19 protein-coding genes are annotated in these 20,811 nt (G+C 63.7%); 3 read left to right on the top strand and 16 right to left on the bottom strand.

Annotated features, from left to right (window positions below; all coding sequences use genetic code 11):
* Positions 1-35: 35 nt before the first annotated feature.
* Both ccmB and ccmA read right to left on the bottom strand, forming a co-directional pair.
* Positions 36-704 (bottom strand): heme exporter protein CcmB, encoded by a 669-nt coding sequence (ccmB, locus tag AC3WL2_RS24105; RefSeq protein WP_031315999.1) that lies wholly within the window; start codon positions 702-704, stop codon positions 36-38.
* Positions 701-1,333, bottom strand: coding sequence for a cytochrome c biogenesis heme-transporting ATPase CcmA (gene ccmA, locus AC3WL2_RS24100; RefSeq protein WP_102685091.1), 633 nt, complete (start codon positions 1,331-1,333; stop codon positions 701-703). Before ccmA ends, ccmB begins: the two co-directional genes overlap by 4 nt.
* A 133-nt stretch (positions 1,334-1,466) precedes the next feature.
* On the opposite strand from ccmA, the gene fliK reads away from it, so the two are divergent.
* From fliK to AC3WL2_RS24085, 3 genes are all read left to right on the top strand, one after another.
* Complete coding sequence (gene fliK, locus AC3WL2_RS24095; protein ID WP_102685092.1) at positions 1,467-3,023, top strand: flagellar hook-length control protein FliK; 1,557 nt, start codon at positions 1,467-1,469, stop codon at positions 3,021-3,023.
* Complete coding sequence (locus tag AC3WL2_RS24090; protein ID WP_102685093.1) at positions 3,020-3,364, top strand: EscU/YscU/HrcU family type III secretion system export apparatus switch protein; 345 nt, start codon at positions 3,020-3,022, stop codon at positions 3,362-3,364. Before fliK ends, AC3WL2_RS24090 begins: the two co-directional genes overlap by 4 nt.
* 66 nt (positions 3,365-3,430) lie before the next feature.
* Positions 3,431-6,181 carry a dermonecrotic toxin domain-containing protein gene (locus AC3WL2_RS24085; RefSeq protein ID WP_102685094.1) on the top strand — a complete coding sequence of 917 codons (2,751 nt, stop codon included), beginning with the start codon at positions 3,431-3,433 and terminating at the stop codon, positions 6,179-6,181.
* Between the two features lie 137 nt (positions 6,182-6,318).
* On the opposite strand, the gene AC3WL2_RS24080 is transcribed toward AC3WL2_RS24085, so the two are convergent.
* The 14 genes from AC3WL2_RS24080 to flhA form a co-directional block, all read right to left on the bottom strand.
* Entirely contained in the window at positions 6,319-6,714 is a 396-nt protein-coding gene (locus AC3WL2_RS24080) for a DUF2802 domain-containing protein (RefSeq protein ID WP_023630608.1), read from the bottom strand.
* Position 6,715: 1 nt separating this feature from the next.
* Positions 6,716-7,195 (bottom strand): chemotaxis protein CheW, encoded by a 480-nt coding sequence (locus AC3WL2_RS24075; protein ID WP_023630607.1) that lies wholly within the window; start codon positions 7,193-7,195, stop codon positions 6,716-6,718.
* A 67-nt stretch (positions 7,196-7,262) separates the two neighbouring features.
* On the bottom strand, positions 7,263-8,183 hold the full coding sequence (locus AC3WL2_RS24070) for a CheW domain-containing protein (protein ID WP_102685095.1): 921 nt from the start codon (positions 8,181-8,183) through the stop codon (positions 7,263-7,265).
* On the bottom strand, positions 8,183-8,971 hold the full coding sequence (locus AC3WL2_RS24065) for a ParA family protein (RefSeq protein WP_023631839.1): 789 nt from the start codon (positions 8,969-8,971) through the stop codon (positions 8,183-8,185). The genes AC3WL2_RS24070 and AC3WL2_RS24065 overlap by 1 nt, the downstream gene beginning before the upstream one ends.
* 78 nt (positions 8,972-9,049) lie before the next feature.
* Positions 9,050-9,907 carry a flagellar motor protein MotD gene (gene motD / locus AC3WL2_RS24060; RefSeq protein WP_102685096.1) on the bottom strand — a complete coding sequence of 286 codons (858 nt, stop codon included), beginning with the start codon at positions 9,905-9,907 and terminating at the stop codon, positions 9,050-9,052.
* 3 nt (positions 9,908-9,910) lie between these two features.
* Positions 9,911-10,651 carry a flagellar motor protein gene (locus tag AC3WL2_RS24055; protein WP_023631606.1) on the bottom strand — a complete coding sequence of 247 codons (741 nt, stop codon included), beginning with the start codon at positions 10,649-10,651 and terminating at the stop codon, positions 9,911-9,913.
* A complete protein-coding gene (locus AC3WL2_RS24050; protein ID WP_102685097.1) occupies positions 10,651-11,769 on the bottom strand; it encodes a protein-glutamate methylesterase/protein-glutamine glutaminase in 1,119 nt (372 codons plus the stop codon). The genes AC3WL2_RS24055 and AC3WL2_RS24050 overlap by 1 nt, the downstream gene beginning before the upstream one ends.
* Positions 11,770-11,814: 45 nt before the next feature.
* Entirely contained in the window at positions 11,815-14,028 is a 2,214-nt protein-coding gene (locus AC3WL2_RS24045; RefSeq protein ID WP_102685098.1) for a chemotaxis protein CheA, read from the bottom strand.
* A gap of 12 nt (positions 14,029-14,040) precedes the next feature.
* Positions 14,041-14,829 (bottom strand): protein phosphatase CheZ, encoded by a 789-nt coding sequence (locus AC3WL2_RS24040; RefSeq protein WP_102685099.1) that lies wholly within the window; start codon positions 14,827-14,829, stop codon positions 14,041-14,043.
* Positions 14,830-14,848: 19 nt separating this feature from the next.
* Positions 14,849-15,223, bottom strand: a complete 375-nt coding sequence (locus tag AC3WL2_RS24035) for a chemotaxis response regulator CheY (protein ID WP_023630863.1) — start codon at positions 15,221-15,223, stop codon at positions 14,849-14,851.
* A gap of 105 nt (positions 15,224-15,328) precedes the next feature.
* Positions 15,329-16,069: an RNA polymerase sigma factor FliA gene (fliA, locus tag AC3WL2_RS24030; protein WP_102685100.1), complete on the bottom strand. Its 741-nt coding sequence runs from the start codon at positions 16,067-16,069 to the stop codon at positions 15,329-15,331.
* A complete protein-coding gene (gene fleN / locus AC3WL2_RS24025) occupies positions 16,066-16,899 on the bottom strand; it encodes a flagellar synthesis regulator FleN (RefSeq protein ID WP_023630864.1) in 834 nt (277 codons plus the stop codon). Before fleN ends, fliA begins: the two co-directional genes overlap by 4 nt.
* Before the next feature lie 114 nt (positions 16,900-17,013).
* Positions 17,014-18,327 (bottom strand): flagellar biosynthesis GTPase FlhF, encoded by a 1,314-nt coding sequence (gene flhF / locus AC3WL2_RS24020; protein WP_102685101.1) that lies wholly within the window; start codon positions 18,325-18,327, stop codon positions 17,014-17,016.
* Positions 18,328-18,338: 11 nt separating this feature from the next.
* Positions 18,339-20,468 carry a flagellar biosynthesis protein FlhA gene (flhA, locus tag AC3WL2_RS24015; RefSeq protein WP_102690724.1) on the bottom strand — a complete coding sequence of 710 codons (2,130 nt, stop codon included), beginning with the start codon at positions 20,466-20,468 and terminating at the stop codon, positions 18,339-18,341.
* Positions 20,469-20,811 lie beyond the last annotated feature (343 nt).

Here is a 20,811-nt window from a genome sequence, read left to right as displayed (position 1 = left end):
CAGGGTGTTGGCCGGGCTGCAATGCCCGGCACTCGTTATTCGCCGACGCTGATCTTCAGGCCGGCCGCGATCGCAAAGGGTGCCAGTGTCACCGCCAGTGCCGTCAGGCTGGCGAGCCAGAGCAGATGACCGGTGGCGGGCATATTCTGCAACGCCGCCTGCAACGCACCACTGCCCAGGATCAATACAGGGATATACAACGGCAGAATCAGCAACGCCAGCAGCAGGCCGCCGCGCTTGAGACCGACCGTCAGCGCCGCCCCCACCGCGCCCAGCAGGCTCAGCACCGGGGTGCCCAGCAGCAAGGAGGCGAGCAGCACCGGCAGGCAACTGGGCGGCAGGCCCAGCATCAGCGCCAGCAATGGTGCCAACAATACCAGCGCCAACCCGGAAAAGATCCAGTGCGCCAGCACCTTGGCCAGCACCAGCATGGCCAGCGGATGCGGCGAAAGCACCCACTGCTCGAGCGAGCCGTCCTCGAAATCACTGCGAAACAACCCGTCCAGCGACAACAATACCGCCAGCAAGGCCGCGACCCAGACCAGCCCCGGCGACAAGGTTTGCAACAATTGTGTCTCGGGCCCTACCGCCAGCGGGAACAGGGCGACAACGATGGCGAAGAACACCAGCGGGTTGGCCAGCTCCGCCGGGCGGCGGAACAATAGCCGCGCCTCACGGCGCAACAGCAGAAGGAATACGCTCATGCCGCCCATTGCCCCAGGTTCAGCTCGCGATAACCGGATGGCTTGCGTTCGAGCGTGTGGTGGGTGGTCAGCACCACGGTACCACCCTGCTCGCAGTGTGCTGCAAGGTGCGCTTCCAGTTGCGCCACGCCCTGCTTGTCGAGGGCAGTGAACGGTTCGTCGAGGATCCACAGCGGCGGGCTGTCCAGGTACAGCCGGGCCAGGGCCACACGGCGCTGCTGGCCGGCAGACAAGGTATGACAGGGAACGTCCTCGAAACCGCGCAGGCCGACGGCCTCCAGCGCCTTCCAGATCGCCTCGCGGTTGGCCGGACGGTGCAACGCGCAGAGCCAGGCAAGGTTCTCTTCGGCGCTGAGCAGGTCCTTGATCCCGGCGGCATGGCCGATCCACAGCAGGATGCTGGCCAGGGCATGGCGTTGTTCGGCCAACGGCTGGCCCCCCAGCAGGATCTGCCCGGCGGTGGGTTGCATGAGCCCGGCCAGGAGGCGCAACAGGCTAGTCTTGCCGCTGCCATTGGGGCCGGCTACCTGCAGCATGTCGCCAGGGTGCAGTTCGAAGTGCAGGTGCTCGAACAGCAGCCGCCAGTCGCGCTCGCAGGCCAGGCCCGCGGCTTGGAGGTGAAGGGTCACGGTATCGCCTTATGCAGTCTGTGTCTCAAGTCGCATCAACCCTTGCCGTTATACTGGCAATGGCGAGCGAGCGGCATTATTGCACGCGTCACCGCGCTGCCAAGAGGGCTGGTTCGACAGGTTGTATACAATCATGACTGAAATCAATAGTCTCAGCACACAAACCGCGGTAAGCGCCCAAGCGACACGGGTTGCGATGACCGGCGAGATGCTGCGCCTGCTGCAGGCCCAACCCGGCCTGCTGCCGCCTGGAGAAACCGCCAAGGCCGAGGTCATCACCCTGCGCCAGGTCGGCCAGGAATTCCAGATGCTGCTGCGGCTTGCCCAGGCCAACGGCAACCAGACACAAGTACTGACCACTGCCAGCCAGCCCATGCCGCCCGGCAGCCAGATCCTGGTCAGCCAGCCCGAGGCCAACCGCCTGGCGGTAATGGTGCAACAGGCCACTGCCAGCAACATCGCCACCCTGACCCAGATCGACACCCGGCAGATGCCGGTCGGCACCTTGCTCCAGGCCAAGGTTCTGACCAGCCAGGCCTTGTCGCAGGGCCCTGGCCTGCCCGCGACCTTCCGTTCACTGGTGAGCCTGCTCAACAGCAGTCAGGCAGGCGCCACCCTGGCCATTGACAGCCCTCGACAACTCCCCGTGGGCAGCCTGCTGAGCGCGCTGGTGCAGGGGGAGCAGGCGCTGCGTTTCGTGCCCCTGAGTGGCCGACAGGACCAGTTGGCCGTTACCCAGCACCTGTCGACCCAGCAGGGTCTCCAGGCTTCGCTGCCGGGCGTGCTCGCCAGCCTGCAACGAATCGCCAGCAGTCCCGATGCGCCCCCCGAGTTGCGCGCCAGCGCCGAGCGCCTGCTCACCAACCTGCCGGATGCCCGACAGATGGGAGACGCCAAAGGCCTGGCGCAGGCGCTCAACAACAGCGGAACGTTCTTCGAGTCCAAGCTTCTCGGCGGGCAGGCGAGCAGTATCGCGCCCGATCTCAAGGCTCAACTGGTCAAGCTGGTGGCCCAGGCATTGCCCGGTACCCCCGGACACCCGCCGCTGGCCACCGCGACCATCGCCCAGGCCTTGCCAGGCCTGGCCCGCAGCGCCCTGGGCATGCTTGGCCAGGTCAGCCCGCGACCACTGCCCAGTGCATTCCCCCTGCCCTCACGCCTGCTGCAGAAGCTGGAAAGCGAAGGCGATCTGCAACAATTGCTGCGCCTGGCCGCCGCCGCCATCTCCCGATTGCAAAGCCACTCGCTGTCCAGCCTGCAACAGAGCGGCACGCTCGAGAACGGCAATCAGCAGACCACCTGGCAAACCGAAGTACCAGTACGTCATGGCCAGGAATTCGTGCCCCTGCAGGTCAAGCTACAGCGCGAGGAAACCCCGGAACAGCAAGCCGAGCGGGAACGAGAACAGTCTGAACCGCTGGAAGCCCTGTGGCGTGTCGAACTGGCCTTCGACCTCGCGCCACTGGGCCCATTGCAGGTACAGGCGCAACTGCTGCAGGGCCGGCTGTCGGGCCAGCTCTGGGCGCAACAGGAACACACCGCGCGCCTGATCGACAGCCAGCTTGGCGCCCTGCGTGAGCGCCTGCTGGCCCGCGGCCTGGATGTGGGCGACCTGGAATGCCACCCGGGTATTCCGCCTCAGGGGCCACGCACACGCCTCGAACAACGCTGGGTGGATGAGACCGCATGAAGCACAAGCAACCGCGCCAGGCCATCGCCCTGAGCTACGACGGCCAGCAGGCCCCGACCCTGAGCGCCAAGGGCGACGACGAATTGGCCGAAGCCATCCTCGCCCTGGCCCGCGAGCATGAAGTGCCGATCTACGAGAACGCCGAGCTGGTACGACTGCTGACGCGCCTGGAGCTGGGCGAACAGATCCCCGAGGCGCTGTACCTGACCATCGCCGAGATCATCGCCTTTGCCTGGCAGCTGCGTGGCAAGGTACCCCCTGGCTTCAGCGATGAGCCCAGCGCACCACGGGACGTGACTCCGGTAGCCGCGCTACTGCCACCGGGCGGTACTGATAATTAGCTACCGCCCCCTGCGGGCATAAGCCATTCAGCCTTGCCATTCCCATAAATGAGCAAGGTGAACAAAATGCCCACAAGCCGCATCAACGCCGCCGGCGTTCAGTACGTTGTCGACCACCTGAGCCATGTGCCGCGCCCGGATCTCGAAGCCAGCCGGGCAATTCAGCAATGGCTGGCACAACAGGGTCATGACCTGGCCGCTGAGCAGATCGACGTCGTCACCCTGCACTACCGCCCCGATGGACCGAATCGCTACCTTGCCGCGGTTACCCAACGCATGAGTTTGCCCCAGGCGGTACTGAGCAACTGGCAAGGTGAATCCAACAACAACCTGTTCGGCAGCCTGTTTAGCAACCCGTGGGCCGGCACCATGCCCGATCGTCCGCTACGCCTGGTGGAAACACTGCCAGCCCCCGCCTTCAATCACAACGGTGCCGCCTTCGAGGTGTTCAACGGTTTGTTCCGCCGTACCACGCCACAACGCTATGACACCTCGACTCACCTGCCGATAGCCGCAGAAGCGTTCCAAAGGTTCATAGAAGACCTGGACTTCCATACGCCCTTCAAGACCCAGCTAGACCGATACTGGAACGAACATCTGCAAGACCACAGACTTGCCTGCAAGCTCAATTTCATAGCGGCCTGTAACAAGCAGGTCGGCGAAGGCAGCCTCAGCGAGGCGGCCAGGAAGCTCATCTGGCAAGCCGCCGGGTTGCTACCCTGCAGCAGGCAGCTGCACAGGAGTACGCTGAACATCTACGGCTACGCCGCTACCGACCTGTTATATCTGAACGACCCTGCCAGCGACCTGACCGTACTCTACATGCCCGGTAACAGCTCGCCATTGCTGGAGTTCAACAGCAAGACGCTTATGAAGGACTGGGTTGGCCGCCAGTGCCAGGATCCGGCAAAGCGCCACGCCTTTAAACAGTACTTCCGACTGGCCGACCGCCCGCAAGGCGTCGACTTCAGCGGCCTGGAAACCGCCCTCGACGGCCTGGCCGACTACCCGGCCCGTCACCCATTGCCCCCCGAACACGGCTACTTCAATGATGACGGCACCTGGCCGCCACGGACCTATGTCGACTATCGGCCCGGCAAATACAACCCGAGGCTTGAAGGCGACCTTTTCCAGGCACTGGCCGAGCGTCAGTGCCAACGCAGTTACGACGATGCCGACTTTCTCATCACCCGCGACAGCCAAGTCAGCAAAGCCCGCTGGATCGGCTACCTGGCCACCACACTCAACCTGCTGGCACCGTTGTGTCTGGTGGTGCCGGGCCTTGCCCCGCTGCTGGCCCTGGGCGGCGTCGTACAGTTGGGCCTGGGGCTCGACCAGGCGATCAACGGTCGGACACTGCAAGAGAAGGAAGCGGGTGTCGGGAACATCACCTGGGGCCTGTTCAATGCCGTGCCATTGGCAATCGCTGGCGCCCGTGGAGCCAAGGCGCTGTTCGAGTTCAAAAGCGAGGGTTTCGTCCCGCCAACGCGGCTGAACGAGCAGATCGGCTACCCATTGAGCCCGAGTACCCCACCTCGCTTTCCGGAACCTGAGGGGGCGCGCTATTTCCATACACCCGAGTCGATCTCCCCCCTACCGGATGGCGACCAGGCCATCGCCGATTCCGTTGTTCGAGTGCCGCTCTACAACGGCGATCCCGACCAGCTCGGGGTGAGCATCGCAGGCTACAACTATCATGTCGTTTATGACATGGAGCGCGATGTGTTTATTCGTGAGGAGGACCTCAACGACATAGATCCAGTCGGTTACATAGCCCAGGCCGGAATAAAGGACCTGGTGCCGGCGCCCACCACCCGCCTGATCACCAACGCCATGCGCACCCGAAGCCTGCGTGCGCTAGGGGTCGATCTTCCATTGCCGGTGGAAGTGCCCGCGCAAGCCGCTGACAGCTACGCCATCCCCAAGACGGTCAATTGCCTCTGGGTAGGCGACAAGGTGATCAACCCTGAACTGCTCACCAACCTGGGCAAGAATGCCGCACGGCTCAAGGACAGTGACTATTCTCTGCGCCTGTTCCTTTCGCATGCCAACCCCGACGTCTATGCCGAAAACCAGTGGCTGCTCGCTGCGCAAGCACCAGGGCTGCAGGTTCTGCCGCTGGAAGAGCAAGCGTTCTTCAGAGTATTTCGCCAGAGCAAGTACTTCGCCCAATATGATGCAGCGCTGGATGGCAATGGCGGTATCGCCAGCAACTACGCCTCGGCATCCGACGTGTTGCGCTACCCTATGCTGCATCACGAGGGGGGCTTGTACATGGATGTGGACGACACCCTGCTGAGCCAAGGGGACCGTCCGCAGCTAATCAATGGGCAACCGGCGGATAGCCCCAACGAAGCCATCGACCAGGTTGAGTTGAGCACTACACCCGATGGCTTGCTGCTGGCGCCCCCCATGTCCAACGAGAAGATGGGAATGAACTGCCTGTACAACACCAGCCTGATCGGCAGCCATCCCGGCAACCCCATCCTGGAGGCTATTTCTGAAGAAATGCATGCTCGCTTCCAGACAAACCCGGACTTCTACGACAGCAAGCCCAGCCTGGCCGATGACCCGGCCAACTTCTATCGCTATGCCAACCGCCTCAGCCGCATGACCGGCCCAGCCTTGCTCAGCGATGTGGTCGACCGCCACTTGCCGGCGCTGCGCACCTTGCGCCAGATCATCAATCTGTACGCCATGCCGCGGACCAACGCCTACCAGTTCATCGACCTGCAACGTGGCAAGGAGGCCATACGCACGCTGCTGCCGCTGAACCGTTTCGCCCAGGTCGGCGGCAATCATTCCTGGAGCAAATAATCAGTCGTACAGTGCGGGGGACTACCGCAAACAGTTATTGAATGGCCCTGTATCGCGAGCAGGGTGCGCAACAATGATTGCCAGTCGTCGTGATTGGAAAGCCCAAAAAAACAGGGCGACTTTCATCGCCCCGTTCATCACTCGCCGCGGTGCAGCTTGCTCATCAACTGCGCCTCGGCCTGGGTCAACCCGCAGGTCTGGGTCAGCTCCTCGACGCTGGCACCCATCCCCACCAGCTTGGCGGCCTGGGCGAAGGTGACGCTGTTGGGGTCGCGCTGCTCGAGTTGCTGGAGCTTCTCGGGCAGCGGCGCCACCACCGCACGCAGTTCATGGATCGCCTCGCCCATGCGCACGGTGCCGTTCTGGTAATCGTCCAGGCGTTTGGCGAGGTCCTTGATGCGCTGGTCACGCAGCGCATCGCCCTGCGCCTGCTGGGCGGCCAGCTCGCGCTGGCGCTTGCTGTAGTTGAGGAAGAACCACAGGCTCAGTGCCCACAGCAGCGCCAGGAAGATGACAGCAACCTCGAAGATCAACTCAGATGTTCTCCAGCTCGGACCACTCTTCCTCGGTCATCATCTTGTCCAGCTCGACCAGGATCAGCAGCTCGCCATTCTTGTTGCACACGCCCTGGATGAACTTGGCCGATTCTTCGTTGCCGACGTTCGGCGCAGTCTCGATCTCCGACTGGCGCAGGTACACCACTTCAGCGACGCTGTCGACGAGGATGCCGACCACCTGCTTGTCCGCCTCGATGATGACGATACGGGTGTTGTCGGTGACTTCGCTCGACATCAGGCCGAAGCGCTGGCGGGTGTCGATCACCGTCACCACGTTGCCGCGCAGGTTGATGATGCCCAGCACATAGCTGGGGGCACCCGGTACCGGGGCGATCTCGGTGTAGCGCAGGACTTCCTGCACTTGCATGACATTGATGCCGTAGGACTCGTTGTCCAGACGGAAGGTTACCCACTGCAGGATCGGATCTTCGGAACCTTGTGCAGACGACTTTTTCATTCCCCTAGCCCTCAAAATCCGCCATTGGCGGTGTGCTCTGTGTTGCCGCGGCAGTAGCGGCGTTGATTCAGTTGTGTTTGGTGTTCATCTGCTTGACCGCGCCACTGGCGATCAGCTCGGCCAGCTCGGCAACATCGAGCAGCGCGCACATGTGTTCGATTACCGTGCCGGCCAACCAGGGGCGCTGGCCGCGCTGGCTGCGCCACTTGATCTCGCTCGGGTCCAGGCGCAGCGAGCGGCTGACCTGGTGTACCGCCAGCCCCCATTCGTAGCCCTGGACCGAAATGACGTATTGCAGGCCCTGGCGAAAATCGTCCCGGTAGCGGTCGGGCATGACCCAGCGGGCGGTATCCAGTACCTTGAGGTTGCCCGCCTGGCAGGTAAGGATGCCGAGGAACCAGTCCGGCTGGCCGAACAGTGGCGTCAGCTCCTGGCCGGCCAGGGTATAGATCGACCCCAGGCACACCAGCGGTACCGCCAGGGTCAGCCCGGCGACATCGAACAGCAGGCATTCGAATGGCTCGGCGGCCCACTCCGGGCGCCCGTCGACCGTGGCCGGTGGTGTCGGCGCGGCAGGCGCCGCCGGCACGTGCAGTTCCACCAGTGGCGCCGCCGGCTCGATGGCCGGGGGCTCGGTCAATAGCGGAATGCTGGCCTCGGCCACCACCTCGCGCTCTACGACCGCCACCACCGGTTCCATGACAGGCGTGGCGGGCGGCAGCACGGTCGGCAGGACCTTGGCCTGCGGCTCGGCGAATGGGCGGGGCGCAGGCGCCGCTGGCGTGACCTGGCGCTGGGCATCGCGCGCCTGTTCCTCGCGGACCGCCGCTTCGAACTCATCGCCGGGAGCCTGCTCCACGGGCTGCGCGACAGGCGCATCCTGCGCGGGCGGCAACTCGAACGGCTCGGTGGCTTCCTGCAGCAATCCATCAAGGTAGGACTGCAAGGCCATCTGCGGCTTGCTGGTGATGTGCGGTGCCTGGTTCATCAGGCCACCTGCAGCGCGGAGCGATAAGTCAGCAGGTGCTTGAGCAGCGCCCGGTAGGCCACCACGCCACGGCTTTTGCCATCGAACTGCGAGGGCGTGACACCGTTGCGGCTGGCATCGCGCAGGCGCGTATCCACCGGGATGTAGCCCTGCCAGACTTGATCGCCATAGGTGTCGCGCAGCACTTTCAAGGTACCCAGCGAAGCTTGGGTGCGGCGGTCGAACAGAGTCGGCACGATCTGGTACGGCAACGCCTGCTTGCGCGAACGGTTGATCATGCCCAGCGTGCCGACCATGCGCTCCAGGCCCTTGACCGCGAGAAACTCGGTCTGCACCGGGATCACCAACTGCTGGCTGGCGGCCAGGGCGTTGACCATCAGCACGCCCAGCAAGGGGGGGCTGTCGATCAGGGCGAAGTCGAAATCCTGCCACAGCTGCGCCAGACTCTTGGCGATCACCAGGCCCAGGCCACTCTGGCCCGGCGACTGACGCTCGAGCACTGCCAACGCGGTGCTCGACGGCAGCAGCGAGATACGCTCGTCACTGGTGGGTAGCAGCAGCTGACCCGGCAGCCCGTCGGGCACCGTGCCTTTGTGCAGGAACAGGTCGTAGCAGCTGTGCTCCAGCGCATCCGGGTTGTGCCCAAAATAGCTGGTCATCGAGCCGTGCGGGTCAAGGTCGACCACGACCACGCGCTTGCCCGCCTCGGCCAGCAGGCCGGCCAGGGCGATGGTGGTGGTGGTCTTGCCGACGCCACCTTTTTGATTGGCTACTGCCCAGACTCTCATCGTGCGTTGCTTCCTCCCGGTATGGCCGCCTGCCCTGCCGGGAACGGTGTGAAGTTCAGTGACGGGGATTTGACGAAATCAGCCCCCGGTCCTCGGTGCTGGCGAGGCTGGTGCACTTTGTGTGCCAGCCCGGCGCATCGCCGCATCCGGGGTGGCATTGGCGCTGCCGCTGCCGGTCAGGCTGCGACGCACCTCGAGGTTGCGCGAAATCACCAAGACCACGCGGCGGTTGCGCGCACGGCCTTCGGCAGTGTCGTTGCCGGTCACCGGCTGGTACTCGCCGTACCCCACCGAGGCCATGCGGGCCGGGTTGATCCCCTCCATGGCCAGCAGGCGCACGATGCTTGCCGCCCGCGCCGACGAAAGCTCCCAGTTGGTCGGGTACTGCGCGGTGCGGATCGGCAGGTTGTCGGTGAACCCTTCCACATGCACTGGGTTGGCGAACGGCTTGAGGATCCTGGCCACCTTCTCGATGATCTCGAAGGCGACATCGCTGGGCATGGCGTCGGCACTGGCGAACAGCAACGAGGAATTGAGTTCGATCTCCACCCACAACTCGTTGCCGCGCACGGTCATCTGGTCGGACTTGATCAGGTCGCCAAAGGCATCACGCACATCGTCGGTAATGGTCTTGAGCGGGTCGGCGCTGGTCTGGGCCAGGCCCGCATCGGTCTGCTCGCTGTCCTTGATCAGCGGCTCGGCCGGCTTGACGCTCAGCGGACGCTCATCGCCGATCGGGATCGGCTTCATGCTGCGTTCGGGGTCGTTGAACACCCCGATCAGCGCCTGGGAAATCTGCTTGTACTTGCCTTCGTTGATCGACGAAATCGAGTACATGACCACGAAGAAGGCGAACAGCAGGGTAATGAAGTCGGCATACGAGACCAGCCAACGCTCGTGATTCTCATGCTCTTCGATCTTGCGACGACGGGCCATGGCTTACTCCATGAAGCCTTGCAGCTTCAGCTCGATCGAGCGTGGGTTCTCGCCTTCGGCGATCGACAGCAGGCCTTCGAGCAGCATCTCCCGGTAACGCGACTGGCGCAGGGTGATGGCCTTGAGCTTGTTGGCAACCGGCAGCAGGATCAGGTTGGCACTGGCCACGCCATAGATGGTGGCGACGAAGGCCACGGCAATGCCGTTGCCCAGCTGCGAAGGATCGGCCAGGTTGCCCATCACATGGATCAGGCCCATTACCGCACCGATGATGCCGATGGTTGGCGCGTAGCCGCCCATGCTCTCGAACACCTTGGCGGCCTGGATGTCACGGGACTCCTGGGTCAGAAAGTCGACTTCGAGGATGCTGCGAATGGCTTCCGGCTCGGCACCGTCGACCAGCAACTGCAGGCCTTTGCGCGCATAAGGGTCGGGCTCGGCGTCGGCCACGCCCTCCAGGCCCAGCAAGCCTTCCTTGCGCGCCGTCAGGCTCCAGTTCACCACCCGATCGATGCCTCCGGCCAGGTCGACCCGTGGCGGGAAGAAGATCCAGCGAATGATCTGCAGGGCACGCTTGAACGACGACAGCGGCGACTGCAGCAATGCCGCCGCCAGGGTACCGCCCAGCACGATCAGCGCCGCCGGGCCGTTGATCAGCGCACCGACGTGGCCACCCTCCATGAAGTTGCCGCCGACAATGGCGACAAACGCGAGGATCAGGCCGATCAGGCTCAACACATCCATCAGACGCACGCCTCGACCAGGTGCTTGCCGATCTCGTCCAGGCTGTAGACGGCGTCGGCAAGGTTGGCCTTGACGATGGCCATGGGCATGCCATAGATCACGCAGCTGGCTTCATCCTGCGCCCACACGGTGCTGCCACCCTGCTTGAGCAGGCGCGCGCCCTCGCGGCCATCGGCGCCCATGCCGGTAAGAACCACCGAGAGCACCTTGTCGCCGTAGGACTTGGCGGCGGAACCGAAGGTGATATCCACGCAAGGCTTGTAGTTCAGGCGCTCGTCGCCCGGCAGGATCTTCACCGTGCCACGGCCATCGACCATCATCTGCTTGCCACCCGGGGCCAGCAGGGCCAGGCCCGGGCGCAACACGTCACCGTCCTCGGCCTCCTTGACGCTGATCTTGCACAGTTTGTCCAAACGCTCGGCGAAGGCCTTGGTGAAGGCAGCCGGCATGTGCTGGATCAGCACGATCGGCGCCGGGAAACCGGCGGGCAGTTGGGTCAGCACCCGCTGCAGCGCCACCGGGCCGCCCGTGGAGGTGCCGATGGCAACCAGCTTGTACGGCTTGCGCTTGGGCGCCGGCGAATGCGTGGCAGCCGGCGCCGCGGCGCGGGCCGGGGCGGCAGTGCGCGCAGGCGCGGTGCCGGCAAAGCTGCTGGCCGGGGCCTGGCTGCTGGCCGGCGCCGCGGCCGGGGCCGGGCTGGAATAGGCGCTGAAACGGCGGTTGCTGCGCGAGATGGTGTGGACCTTCTCGCAGAGCATCTGCTTGACCTTCTCCGGATTGCGCGAGATGTCTTCGAAGTTCTTCGGCAGGTAGTCGACCGCACCGGCATCCAGGGCGTCGAGGGTGACGCGGGCGCCTTCATGGGTCAGCGAGGAGAACATCAATACCGGCGTCGGGCAGCGCTGCATGATGTGACGCACCGCGGTGATGCCGTCCATCATGGGCATTTCATAGTCCATGGTAATGACATCGGGCTTGAGCGCCAGCGCCTGGTCGATCGCTTCCTTGCCGTTGGTCGCCGTACCCACCACCTGGATCGTCGGGTCGGACGCGAGAATTTCCGAGACACGGCGGCGGAAGAAACCGGAATCATCCACCACCAGGACCTTGACTGCCATAAACACTCCGTTAGGCGGCGCACCCGCCTGGGCGCGCCACCGAAATCAAATACGCCGGGCGGCGTAACGCTTGAGCATGCTCGGGACGTCGAGGATCAGCGCGATACGGCCGTCACCGGTGATGGTCGCGCCGGACATGCCCGGGGTTCCCTGCAGCATCTTGCCCAGCGGCTTGATCACCACTTCTTCCTGGCCGACCAACTGGTCGACCACGAAGCCAATGCGCTGGGTGCCAACCGACAGGATCACCACATGACCTTCGTGCTGCTCCTCGTGCTCGTGGTCCTGGACCAGCCAGCGCTTGAGGTAGAACAGCGGCAGCGCCTTGTCGCGCACGATCACCACTTCCTGGCCGTCGACCACGTTGGTGCGCGACAGGTCGAGGTGGAAGATCTCGTTGACGTTGACCAGCGGGAAGGCGAACGCCTGGTTGGCCAGCATCACCATCAGCGTCGGCATGATCGCCAGGGTCAGCGGCACCTTGATGACGATCTTCGAGCCCTGGCCCTTGGCCGAGAAGATGTTGATCGAGCCGTTGAGCTGGGAAATCTTGGTCTTCACCACGTCCATGCCGACGCCGCGGCCAGACACGTCGGAAATTTCGGTCTTGGTCGAGAAGCCCGGGGCGAAGATCAGGTTGTAGCAGTCCGACTCGCTCAGGCGGTCGGCCGCGTCCTTGTCCATCAGGCCCTTTTCCACGGCCTTGGCGCGCAGGATGCTCGGGTCCATGCCCTTGCCGTCATCGGAAATCGACAGCAGGATGTGGTCACCTTCCTGTTCGGCGGACAGCACCACCCGACCCATGCGCGACTTGCCGGAGGCTTCGCGTTCGTCCGGCATCTCGACACCATGGTCGACGGCGTTGCGCACCAAGTGCACCAACGGGTCGGCCAGGGCCTCGACCAGGTTCTTGTCCAGGTCGGTTTCTTCGCCGACCAGTTCCAGGTTGATCTCTTTCTTGAGCTGGCGCGCCAGGTCGCGAACCAGGCGTGGGAAACGCCCGAAAACCTTCTTGATCGGCTGCATGCGCGTCTTCATGACTGCGGTCTGCAGGTCGGCGGTGACCACATCGAGGTTGGACACGGCCTTGGACATGGCCTCGTCGCCGCTGTTGAGCCCCAGGCGCACCAGGCGGTTACGCACCAGCACCAGCTCGCCGACCATGTTCATGATCTCGTCCAGGCGCGCGGTGTCGACCCGCACGGTAGTCTCCGCCTCGCTGGCGCCATGCTTGTCGGCGGCCGGCGCCGGCGCCCGGGCCGGGGCGGCAGGCTTGGCGGCGGCTGGCGCGGAAGCAGGCGTCGGCGCAGGTTTGGCAACCGGCTTGGCTTCGGCCTTGGCCGCGACAGGCGCGGCAACGGCGGCGGCTGGCGCCTCGGCCACAACCGCCTCGCCAGAGAACTTGCCCTTGCCGTGCAACTGGTCGAGCAGCGCCTCGAATTCGTGTTCGGTGATGCTCTCGTCAGCCGCCGCTGGTGCCGCGCTGGCTGCGGGCGCAGCGACGCCAGGCAATGCATCGACGGCGAAGGTGCCCTTGCCGTGCAACTGATCGAGCAGCGACTCGAACTCGTCGTCGGTGATCTCATCGCTGGCAGGGGCAACGGCCGCTGGCTCACTGGCAGCGGCATCGGGCGAGAACTGGCCTTTGCCGTGCAGCTGGTCGAGCAACGACTCGAATTCGGCGTCGGTAATCTCGTCACCACCCGCGCTGACCTGCTCACCCTGCAATTGCTCGTGAACCTGGGCTTCAGCCTTGACTGCATCAAGCGAATCGAGCAGTTGCTCGAACTCGGTGTCGGTGATGTCGGGCTCGGCAGCCGGCGCTTCGGCGACAACAGCCACCTCGACCGGGGCCGGTTCTTCGGCGCCAGCGGGCTCGGCCAGGCGCGACAGCGCCGCCAGCAGCTCACGGGTGGCCGGCGTGACGTCGGTGCGCTCGCGCACCTGGCCGAACATGCTGTTGACCGTATCGAGCGCTTCGAGCACCACGTCCATCAGTTCCGCGTCGACCCGGCGCTCACCTTTGCGCAGGATGTCGAACACGTTCTCGGCAATGTGGCAGCACTCCACCAACTCATTGAGCTGAAGGAAGCCGGCGCCCCCTTTTACAGTGTGGAAACCGCGGAAAATCGCGTTGAGCAGGTCCGCATCATCGGGCCGGCTTTCCAGCTCGACCAATTGCTCGGACAGTTGCTCGAGGATTTCGCCGGCTTCTACCAGGAAATCCTGAAGGATTTCTTCATCGGCGCCGAAGCTCATTAAACGTGCTCCTTAAAAACCCAGGCTGGACAACAGATCGTCGACATCGTCCTGGCTGGACACGACGTCTTCACGCTTATCGGCATGAATCTGCGGACCTTCACCCCGAGTCGGATGTTTTTCTTGATCTTTTTCAGCACGCAGCTGCTGGTGGTCATGTTCGATACCGGCAAAGCGGTCGACCTGGCTTGCCATCAGCACGAGCTTGAGCAGATTGCTTTCGACTTCGGTGACCAGGGTGGTCACCCGTTTGATCACCTGGCCGGTGAGATCCTGATAATCCTGGGCCAGGACAATATCGTTGATATGGCCGGCGACCTTCTGATTACCTTCGGCGCTGTGCGTCAGGAAACTGTCCACACGCTTGACCAGCTCACGGAACTCCGGCGCCGCCACTTCGCGACGCATGAAGCGCTGCCAGTCGGCGGACAGGCTCTGGGCCTCGGCGGCGAGGTCGTTGAGCACCGGGGTGCACGCCTCCGCCAGGTCCATGGTGCGGTTGGCCGCACCTTCGGTGAGACGGACCACGTAGGAGAGGCGCTCGGCGGCATCGGTAATCTGCGACACTTCCTCGGCCTGCGGCATGGCCGGGTCGATCTGGAAGTTGACGATTGCACTGTGCAGTTCGCGGGTGAGCTTGCCGACTTCCTGGTACAGCCCGCGGTCGCGGGTCTGGTTCAGTTGGTGGATCAGCTGCACCGCCTCACCGAAGCGGCCGCGCTCCAGGCTCTCGACCAGCTCCTGCGCATGCTTCTTCAGGGTTGATTCGAACTCACCCAAAGAGTTGTTGGTTGACTCCATTGCGCCCCCCAGACGTGACTCAGCCGTTGACGCGTTCGAAGATCTTTTCGATCTTTTCTTTCAGCGCCAGGGCGGTGAAAGGCTTGACCACATAGCCGTTCACGCCGGCCTGGGCAGCTTCGATGATCTGCTCGCGCTTGGCTTCCGCGGTGACCATCAGCACCGGCAGGTGCTTGAGGCGCTCGTCGGCGCGAACGGCGCGCAGCAGGTCGATACCGGTCATGCCCGGCATGTTCCAGTCGGTCACCAGAAAGTCAAAATGCTCGCTGGTGAGCATTGGCAGTGCCGTGTTGCCGTCATCAGCTTCCTTGACGTTGGTGAACCCCAGGTCACGCAACAGGTTCTTGATGATCCGCCGCATCGTCGAAAAGTCGTCAACGATGAGGATTTTCATGTCTTTGTTCAATTAGACCTCCAAGCAGTCTTAAACGCGCTCGGCGCCGAGCGCGCGCTCAATCAATTCGGCACTACAAAAAAAACGACTGCACTGAACCCGGGTTCAACGTGCCCGCCACTCCCCAAGGCGGCTGCGCAAACGCGCGGCGCACTGGCTGTGCAACTGGCTGACACGCGATTCGCTGACCCCCAGCACCTCACCGATTTCCTTGAGGTTCAGCTCTTCGTCGTAGTACAGCGCCAGGACCAGGCGTTCGCGCTCCGGCAGGTTGGCGATCGCATCGGCCAGCGCGGCCTGGAAGCGCTCGTCTTCCAGGTCACGCGCCGGCTCCAGCTGGCCGCTGGCTCCGTCCTCGTGCAGCCCTTCATGTTCGCCGTCCTGCAGCAGGTCGTCGAAACTGAACAGGCGGCTGCCCAAGGTGTCATTCAAAATCCCGTAGTAATCATCGAGACTCAATTGGAGTTCGGCAGCAACCTCGTGATCTTTAGCGTCGCGGCCAGTCTTTGCTTCGACACAGCGGATCGCGTCACTGACCATGCGCGTATTGCGGTGCACCGAACGCGGCGCCCAATCGCCCTTGCGCACCTCGTCGAGCATGGCGCCGCGAATACGGATACCGGCGTAGGTTTCGAAACTGGCACCCTTGCTGGCATCGTATTTGTTGGCCACTTCCAGCAAGCCGATCATCCCGGCCTGGATCAGATCCTCGACCTGGACGTTGGCCGGCAGGCGTGCCAGCAGGTGGTAGGCGATACGCTTGACCAACGGCGCGTAGCGCTCGATCAGCTCGTACTGCGCATCCTTGGCGGCCTTGCTGTACATCTTGAAACCGCTCGCGCTCATAGCACCGGCCCTGCACTGGTGGGCTGCACCAGGCGCTCGACAAAGAATTCCAGGTGCCCACGCGGGTTGGCAGGCAGCGGCCAGCTGTCGACCTTCTGCGCGATGGCCTTGAACGCCAGCGCGCACTTGGACCGAGGGAAGGCCTCATAGACCGCCCGCTGCTTCTGCACGGCCTTGCGCACGCATTCGTCGTAAGGCACGGCACCGACGTATTGTAGGGCGACGTCGAGGAAGCGGTCCGTGACCTTGGTCAACTTGGCGAAAAGGTTGCGGCCTTCCTGCGGGCTCTGGGCCATGTTGGCCAGCACACGGAATCGATTCATCCCGTAATCGCGGTTGAGCAGCTTGATCAGCGCATAGGCGTCGGTGATCGAGGTCGGCTCGTCGCACACCACCAGCAGCACTTCCTGGGCGGCGCGAACGAAACTGACCACCGAGTCACCGATACCCGCAGCCGTGTCGATCACCAGCACATCGAGGTTGTCGCCGATGTCGCTGAAGGCCTGGATCAGGCCGGCGTGTTGCGCGGGCGCCAGGTGCACCATGCTCTGCGTGCCGGAGGCCGCCGGGACGATGCGCACACCACCCGGCCCCTGCAACAGCACATCACGCAGCTCGCAGCGGCCTTCGATCACATCGGCGAGGGTGCGCTTGGGCGTGAGCCCCAGCAGAACGTCGACATTGGCCAGGCCCAGGTCGGCGTCCAGCAACATCACCCGGCGGCCGAGTTCGGCCAGCGCCAGGGACAGGTTCACTGAAACGTTAGTCTTGCCGACGCCACCTTTGCCACCGGTCACGGCGATCACCTGTACGGGATGCATGCTACCCATGTCTGTTCTTTACCTTGTCTCGCTTGGACCCAGGCCACATGAGGGGCTGAACATTCAAGGCCACGGTCCGGCCGGGCAACCCCATGATGTAGGTACTTTGCACAGTATTCACCCTCAACCCGCGCGCTTGCCAGGGCTGTGGTACAGATCAGCGAACATGTCGGCCATGGCCTCGTCGCTGGGCTCTTCCTGCAATTGCACACTGACGGCGCGGCTTACCAACTGGTGCTTGCGCGGTAGCTGCAGGTCGTCGGGAATGCGCGGCCCATCGGTCAGATAGGCCACCGGCAATTCATGACTGATGGCCAGGCTCAGCACTTCGCCGAGGCAGGCCGTTTCGTCGAGTTTGGTCAGGATGCACCCGGCCAGGCCGCAGCGCTTGTAGCTATGGTAGGCGGCGGTGAGCACCTGCTTCTGGCTGGTGGTCGCCAGCACCAGGTAATTCTTTGCGGCGATGCCGCGCCCGGCCAGGGTCTCGAGCTGCATGCGCAGCGCCGGGTCGCTGGCCTGCAGGCCGGCGGTGTCGATCAGCACCACACGTTTGCGCAGCAGCGGCTCCAGGGCCTGGGCCAGCGACTCGCCCGGGTCGACGTAGGTGACCGGCACATTGAGGATGCGGCCCAGCGTCTTGAGCTGTTCCTGGGCGCCAATGCGGAAGCTGTCCATGCTCACCAGCGCCAGGTTGTTCGCGCCGTACTTGAGCACATAGCGGGCGGCCAGCTTGGCCAGCGTGGTGGTCTTGCCCATGCCGGCCGGGCCGACCATGGCGATCACTCCGCCCTCCTCGATCGGTTCGATCTCGGGCACGTCGATCATCCGCGCCAGGTGCGCCAGGACCATGCGCCAGGCATGGCGTGGTTCTTCGATCCCGGCAGTGAGGTCGAGCAGTTCGCGGGCCAGGCCACCGGAAAGGCCGAGGCGCTGAAGCCGGCGCCAGAGGTTGGCCTGCTGCGGCTTGCTGCCTTGCAGCTGGCTCCAGGCGAGCGAACCGAGCTGGACTTCAAGCAGCTCGCGCAAGCCGGTCAGTTCGAAACGCATGGCATCGAACAGGCGTGGGTCAACGGGTGCCGAGGCTGGCGCGGCAACCGGCGCGGGCTCGTCGACATAAGGCTCGATCAGCGGCTCCGAGGCGGTCAGCGGCTGCCCGGCGAACAATTGCCGGTTGCCGCCTTCGACGGCATCGCCACGCCCGGTCAGTTCGGCCTGGGCGGTAACGATGCGCGACTGGGTCTTGCGCAGCTCGTCTTCGAGCTCCGCGTTGGGCACGCGCGGGGCCAGGGCGGACAGCTTGTAGTCCAGCGCAGCCGTCAGCTCGACACCGCCGGCAATGCGCCGGTTGCCGATGATGGCGGCGTCGGAGCCGAGCTCATCCCGGACCAGCTTCATGGCCTGACGCATATCGGCGGCAAAAAAACGCTTAACTTGCATAACCCACTACCTCAGCCGTTCGGGCCCACGGTGGCAACGATGGTGACTTGCTTGTTGTCAGGTATTTCCTGATACGCCAAAACATGCAAATTCGGTACAGCCAGGCGGCCGAAGCGCGACAGCATGGCGCGGATCGGGCCGGCTACCAGAAGGATGGCCGGCTGGCCCTGCATCTCCTGGCGCTGGGCTGCCTCGATCAACGAACGCTGAAGCTTTTCGGCCATGCTCGGCTCAAGAAGAACACCATCTTCCTGACCCTGCCCGGCCCTTTGAAGACTATTGAGCAAGATCTGTTCCAACCTTGGCTCCAAGGTGATCACAGGCAGCTCGGACTCAACGCCGACAATGCTTTGCACGATGGCGCGGGACAACCCGACGCGCACCACCGCCACCAGCGCGGCGGTATCTTGACTCTTCGCCGCGTTGTTGGCGATGGCTTCGGCAATGCTGCGGATGTCACGCACCGGCACCTGTTCGGCGAGCAGTGCCTGCAGGACCTTGAGCAGGCCCGACAAGGAAATGACACCCGGCACCACCTCTTCGGCCAGTTTCGGCGAGACCTTGGCCAGCACCTGCAGCAGTTGCACCACCTCCTCATGCCCGATCAGCTCGTGACAGTGCTTCTGCAGTATCTGGTTGAGGTGGGTGGCGACCACGGTGCTGGCGTCCACCACCGTATAGCCCAGCGATTGCGCCTGGGCACGCTGACCGACATCGATCCATACTGCCTCCAGGCCAAATGCCGGATCTCGTGAGGCGATGCCGTTGAGGGCACCGAACACCTGGCCCGGATTGATCGCAAGCTCCCGATCCGGGTAGATCTCGGCCTCGGCCAGAATCACACCCATCAGCGTCAGGCGGTAGGCGCTGGGCTGCAGGTCGAGGTTGTCGCGGATATGCACGGTGGGCATGAGGAAGCCCAGGTCCTGGGAGAGTTTTTTGCGCACGCCCTTGATGCGCGCAAGCAACTGCCCCCCTTGATTGCGGTCGACCAACGGAATCAGGCGGTAGCCAACCTCAAGGCCGATCATGTCGATTGGGGTGACATCGTCCCAGCCCAGTTCCTTGGTTTCCATGGCACGCTGCGGCGAAGGCAGCAGGTCCTGCTGGCGCTCGACCTCCTGCTGGGCCGCGACCTTGGCCTTTTGCTGCTTTTTCCAGAGCAGGTAGGCGCCACCGCAGGCCACCCCGCCCAGGCCCAGGAAGGCCATGTGCGGCATGCCCGGCACCAATCCCATGACAATCATCAACCCGCCAGACACCGCCAGCGCCTTGGGCGAATCGAACATCTGACGGTTGATCAACTTGCCCATGTCCTCGGAGCCCGAGGCGCGGGTGACCATGATCGCGGCGGCGGTGGACAGCAGCAGCGAGGGCAGTTGCGCCACCAAACCGTCACCGATGGTCAGCAAGGCATAGACCTTGCCGGCGTCGCCGAAGCTCATGCCGTGCTGGAGCATGCCAATGAGCATGCCGCCGATGAGGTTGATGAAGAGGATCAGCAGGCCGGCGATGGCGTCACCGCGCACGAACTTGCTGGCACCGTCCATGGAACCGTAGAACTCGGCTTCCTGGGCAACTTCGCTACGCCGCGCCTTGGCCTGGGCCTGGTCGATGAGGCCGGCGTTGAGGTCGGCGTCGATGGCCATCTGCTTGCCGGGCATAGCGTCGAGAGTGAACCGGGCGCTCACTTCGGAGATACGCCCAGCACCCTTGGTCACCACCACGAAGTTGATGATCATGAGGATGGCGAAGACCACGGCACCGACGACATAGTTGCCGCCGATCACCACTTCACCGAAGGCCTGGATCACCTTGCCCGCGGCGCCATGGCCTTCCTGGCCGTGCAGCATGACCACACGGGTGGACGCGACGTTCAGCGCCAGACGCAACAGGGTCGCCACCAGCAAGATCGTCGGGAAGGCTGCGAAGTCCAGGGGACGCAGCGCATAGACGCAGACGAGAAGCACCACGATCGAAAGGGCGATGTTGAAGGTGAAGAACACATCGAGCAGGAAGGGCGGTATCGGCAACATCATCATTGCCAACATCACCAGCAGCAGCAGCGGCACGCCGAGATTGCCCCGGCCGAGACCGGCCAGGTTGTTGCGGGCGTTGCTGATTAACTGAGTGCGATCCACCGCGAGTCCCCTTCAAGCAAAACTTTGACGCCTGCGTGGCGCCTGGCGCTGCCTCTGCAAGAAGCTTTCCAACTTTTTGGTTTTGGGGGATTTGGCGGGCTGGCTGGCTGGGCTGGCTGGCTGGCTGGCTGGCTGGCTGGCTTTAGAGTGTTGGTGATGGTTTTTATGGGTGTATGCGCATTCAGAGGCGATGGCGACGCATACTCACCTTTTCGCCTTTACGGCGACCTTCTTTTGCACGCGGGCAAAAGAAGGCAAAAACCGCTCGCTCCATTCATCCGGCCCTCCGCTTCGCTCCGGGTCCCCTCACTCCGGCCTTGCTCCCGGGAGGACCGCGCTGAAC

The sequence above is a fragment of the Pseudomonas sp. FW305-96 genome (genome assembly GCF_058783825.1).
The sequence above is the reverse complement of the archived record's forward strand: the minus strand, read 5'-3'. Positions and strand labels throughout refer to the sequence as shown.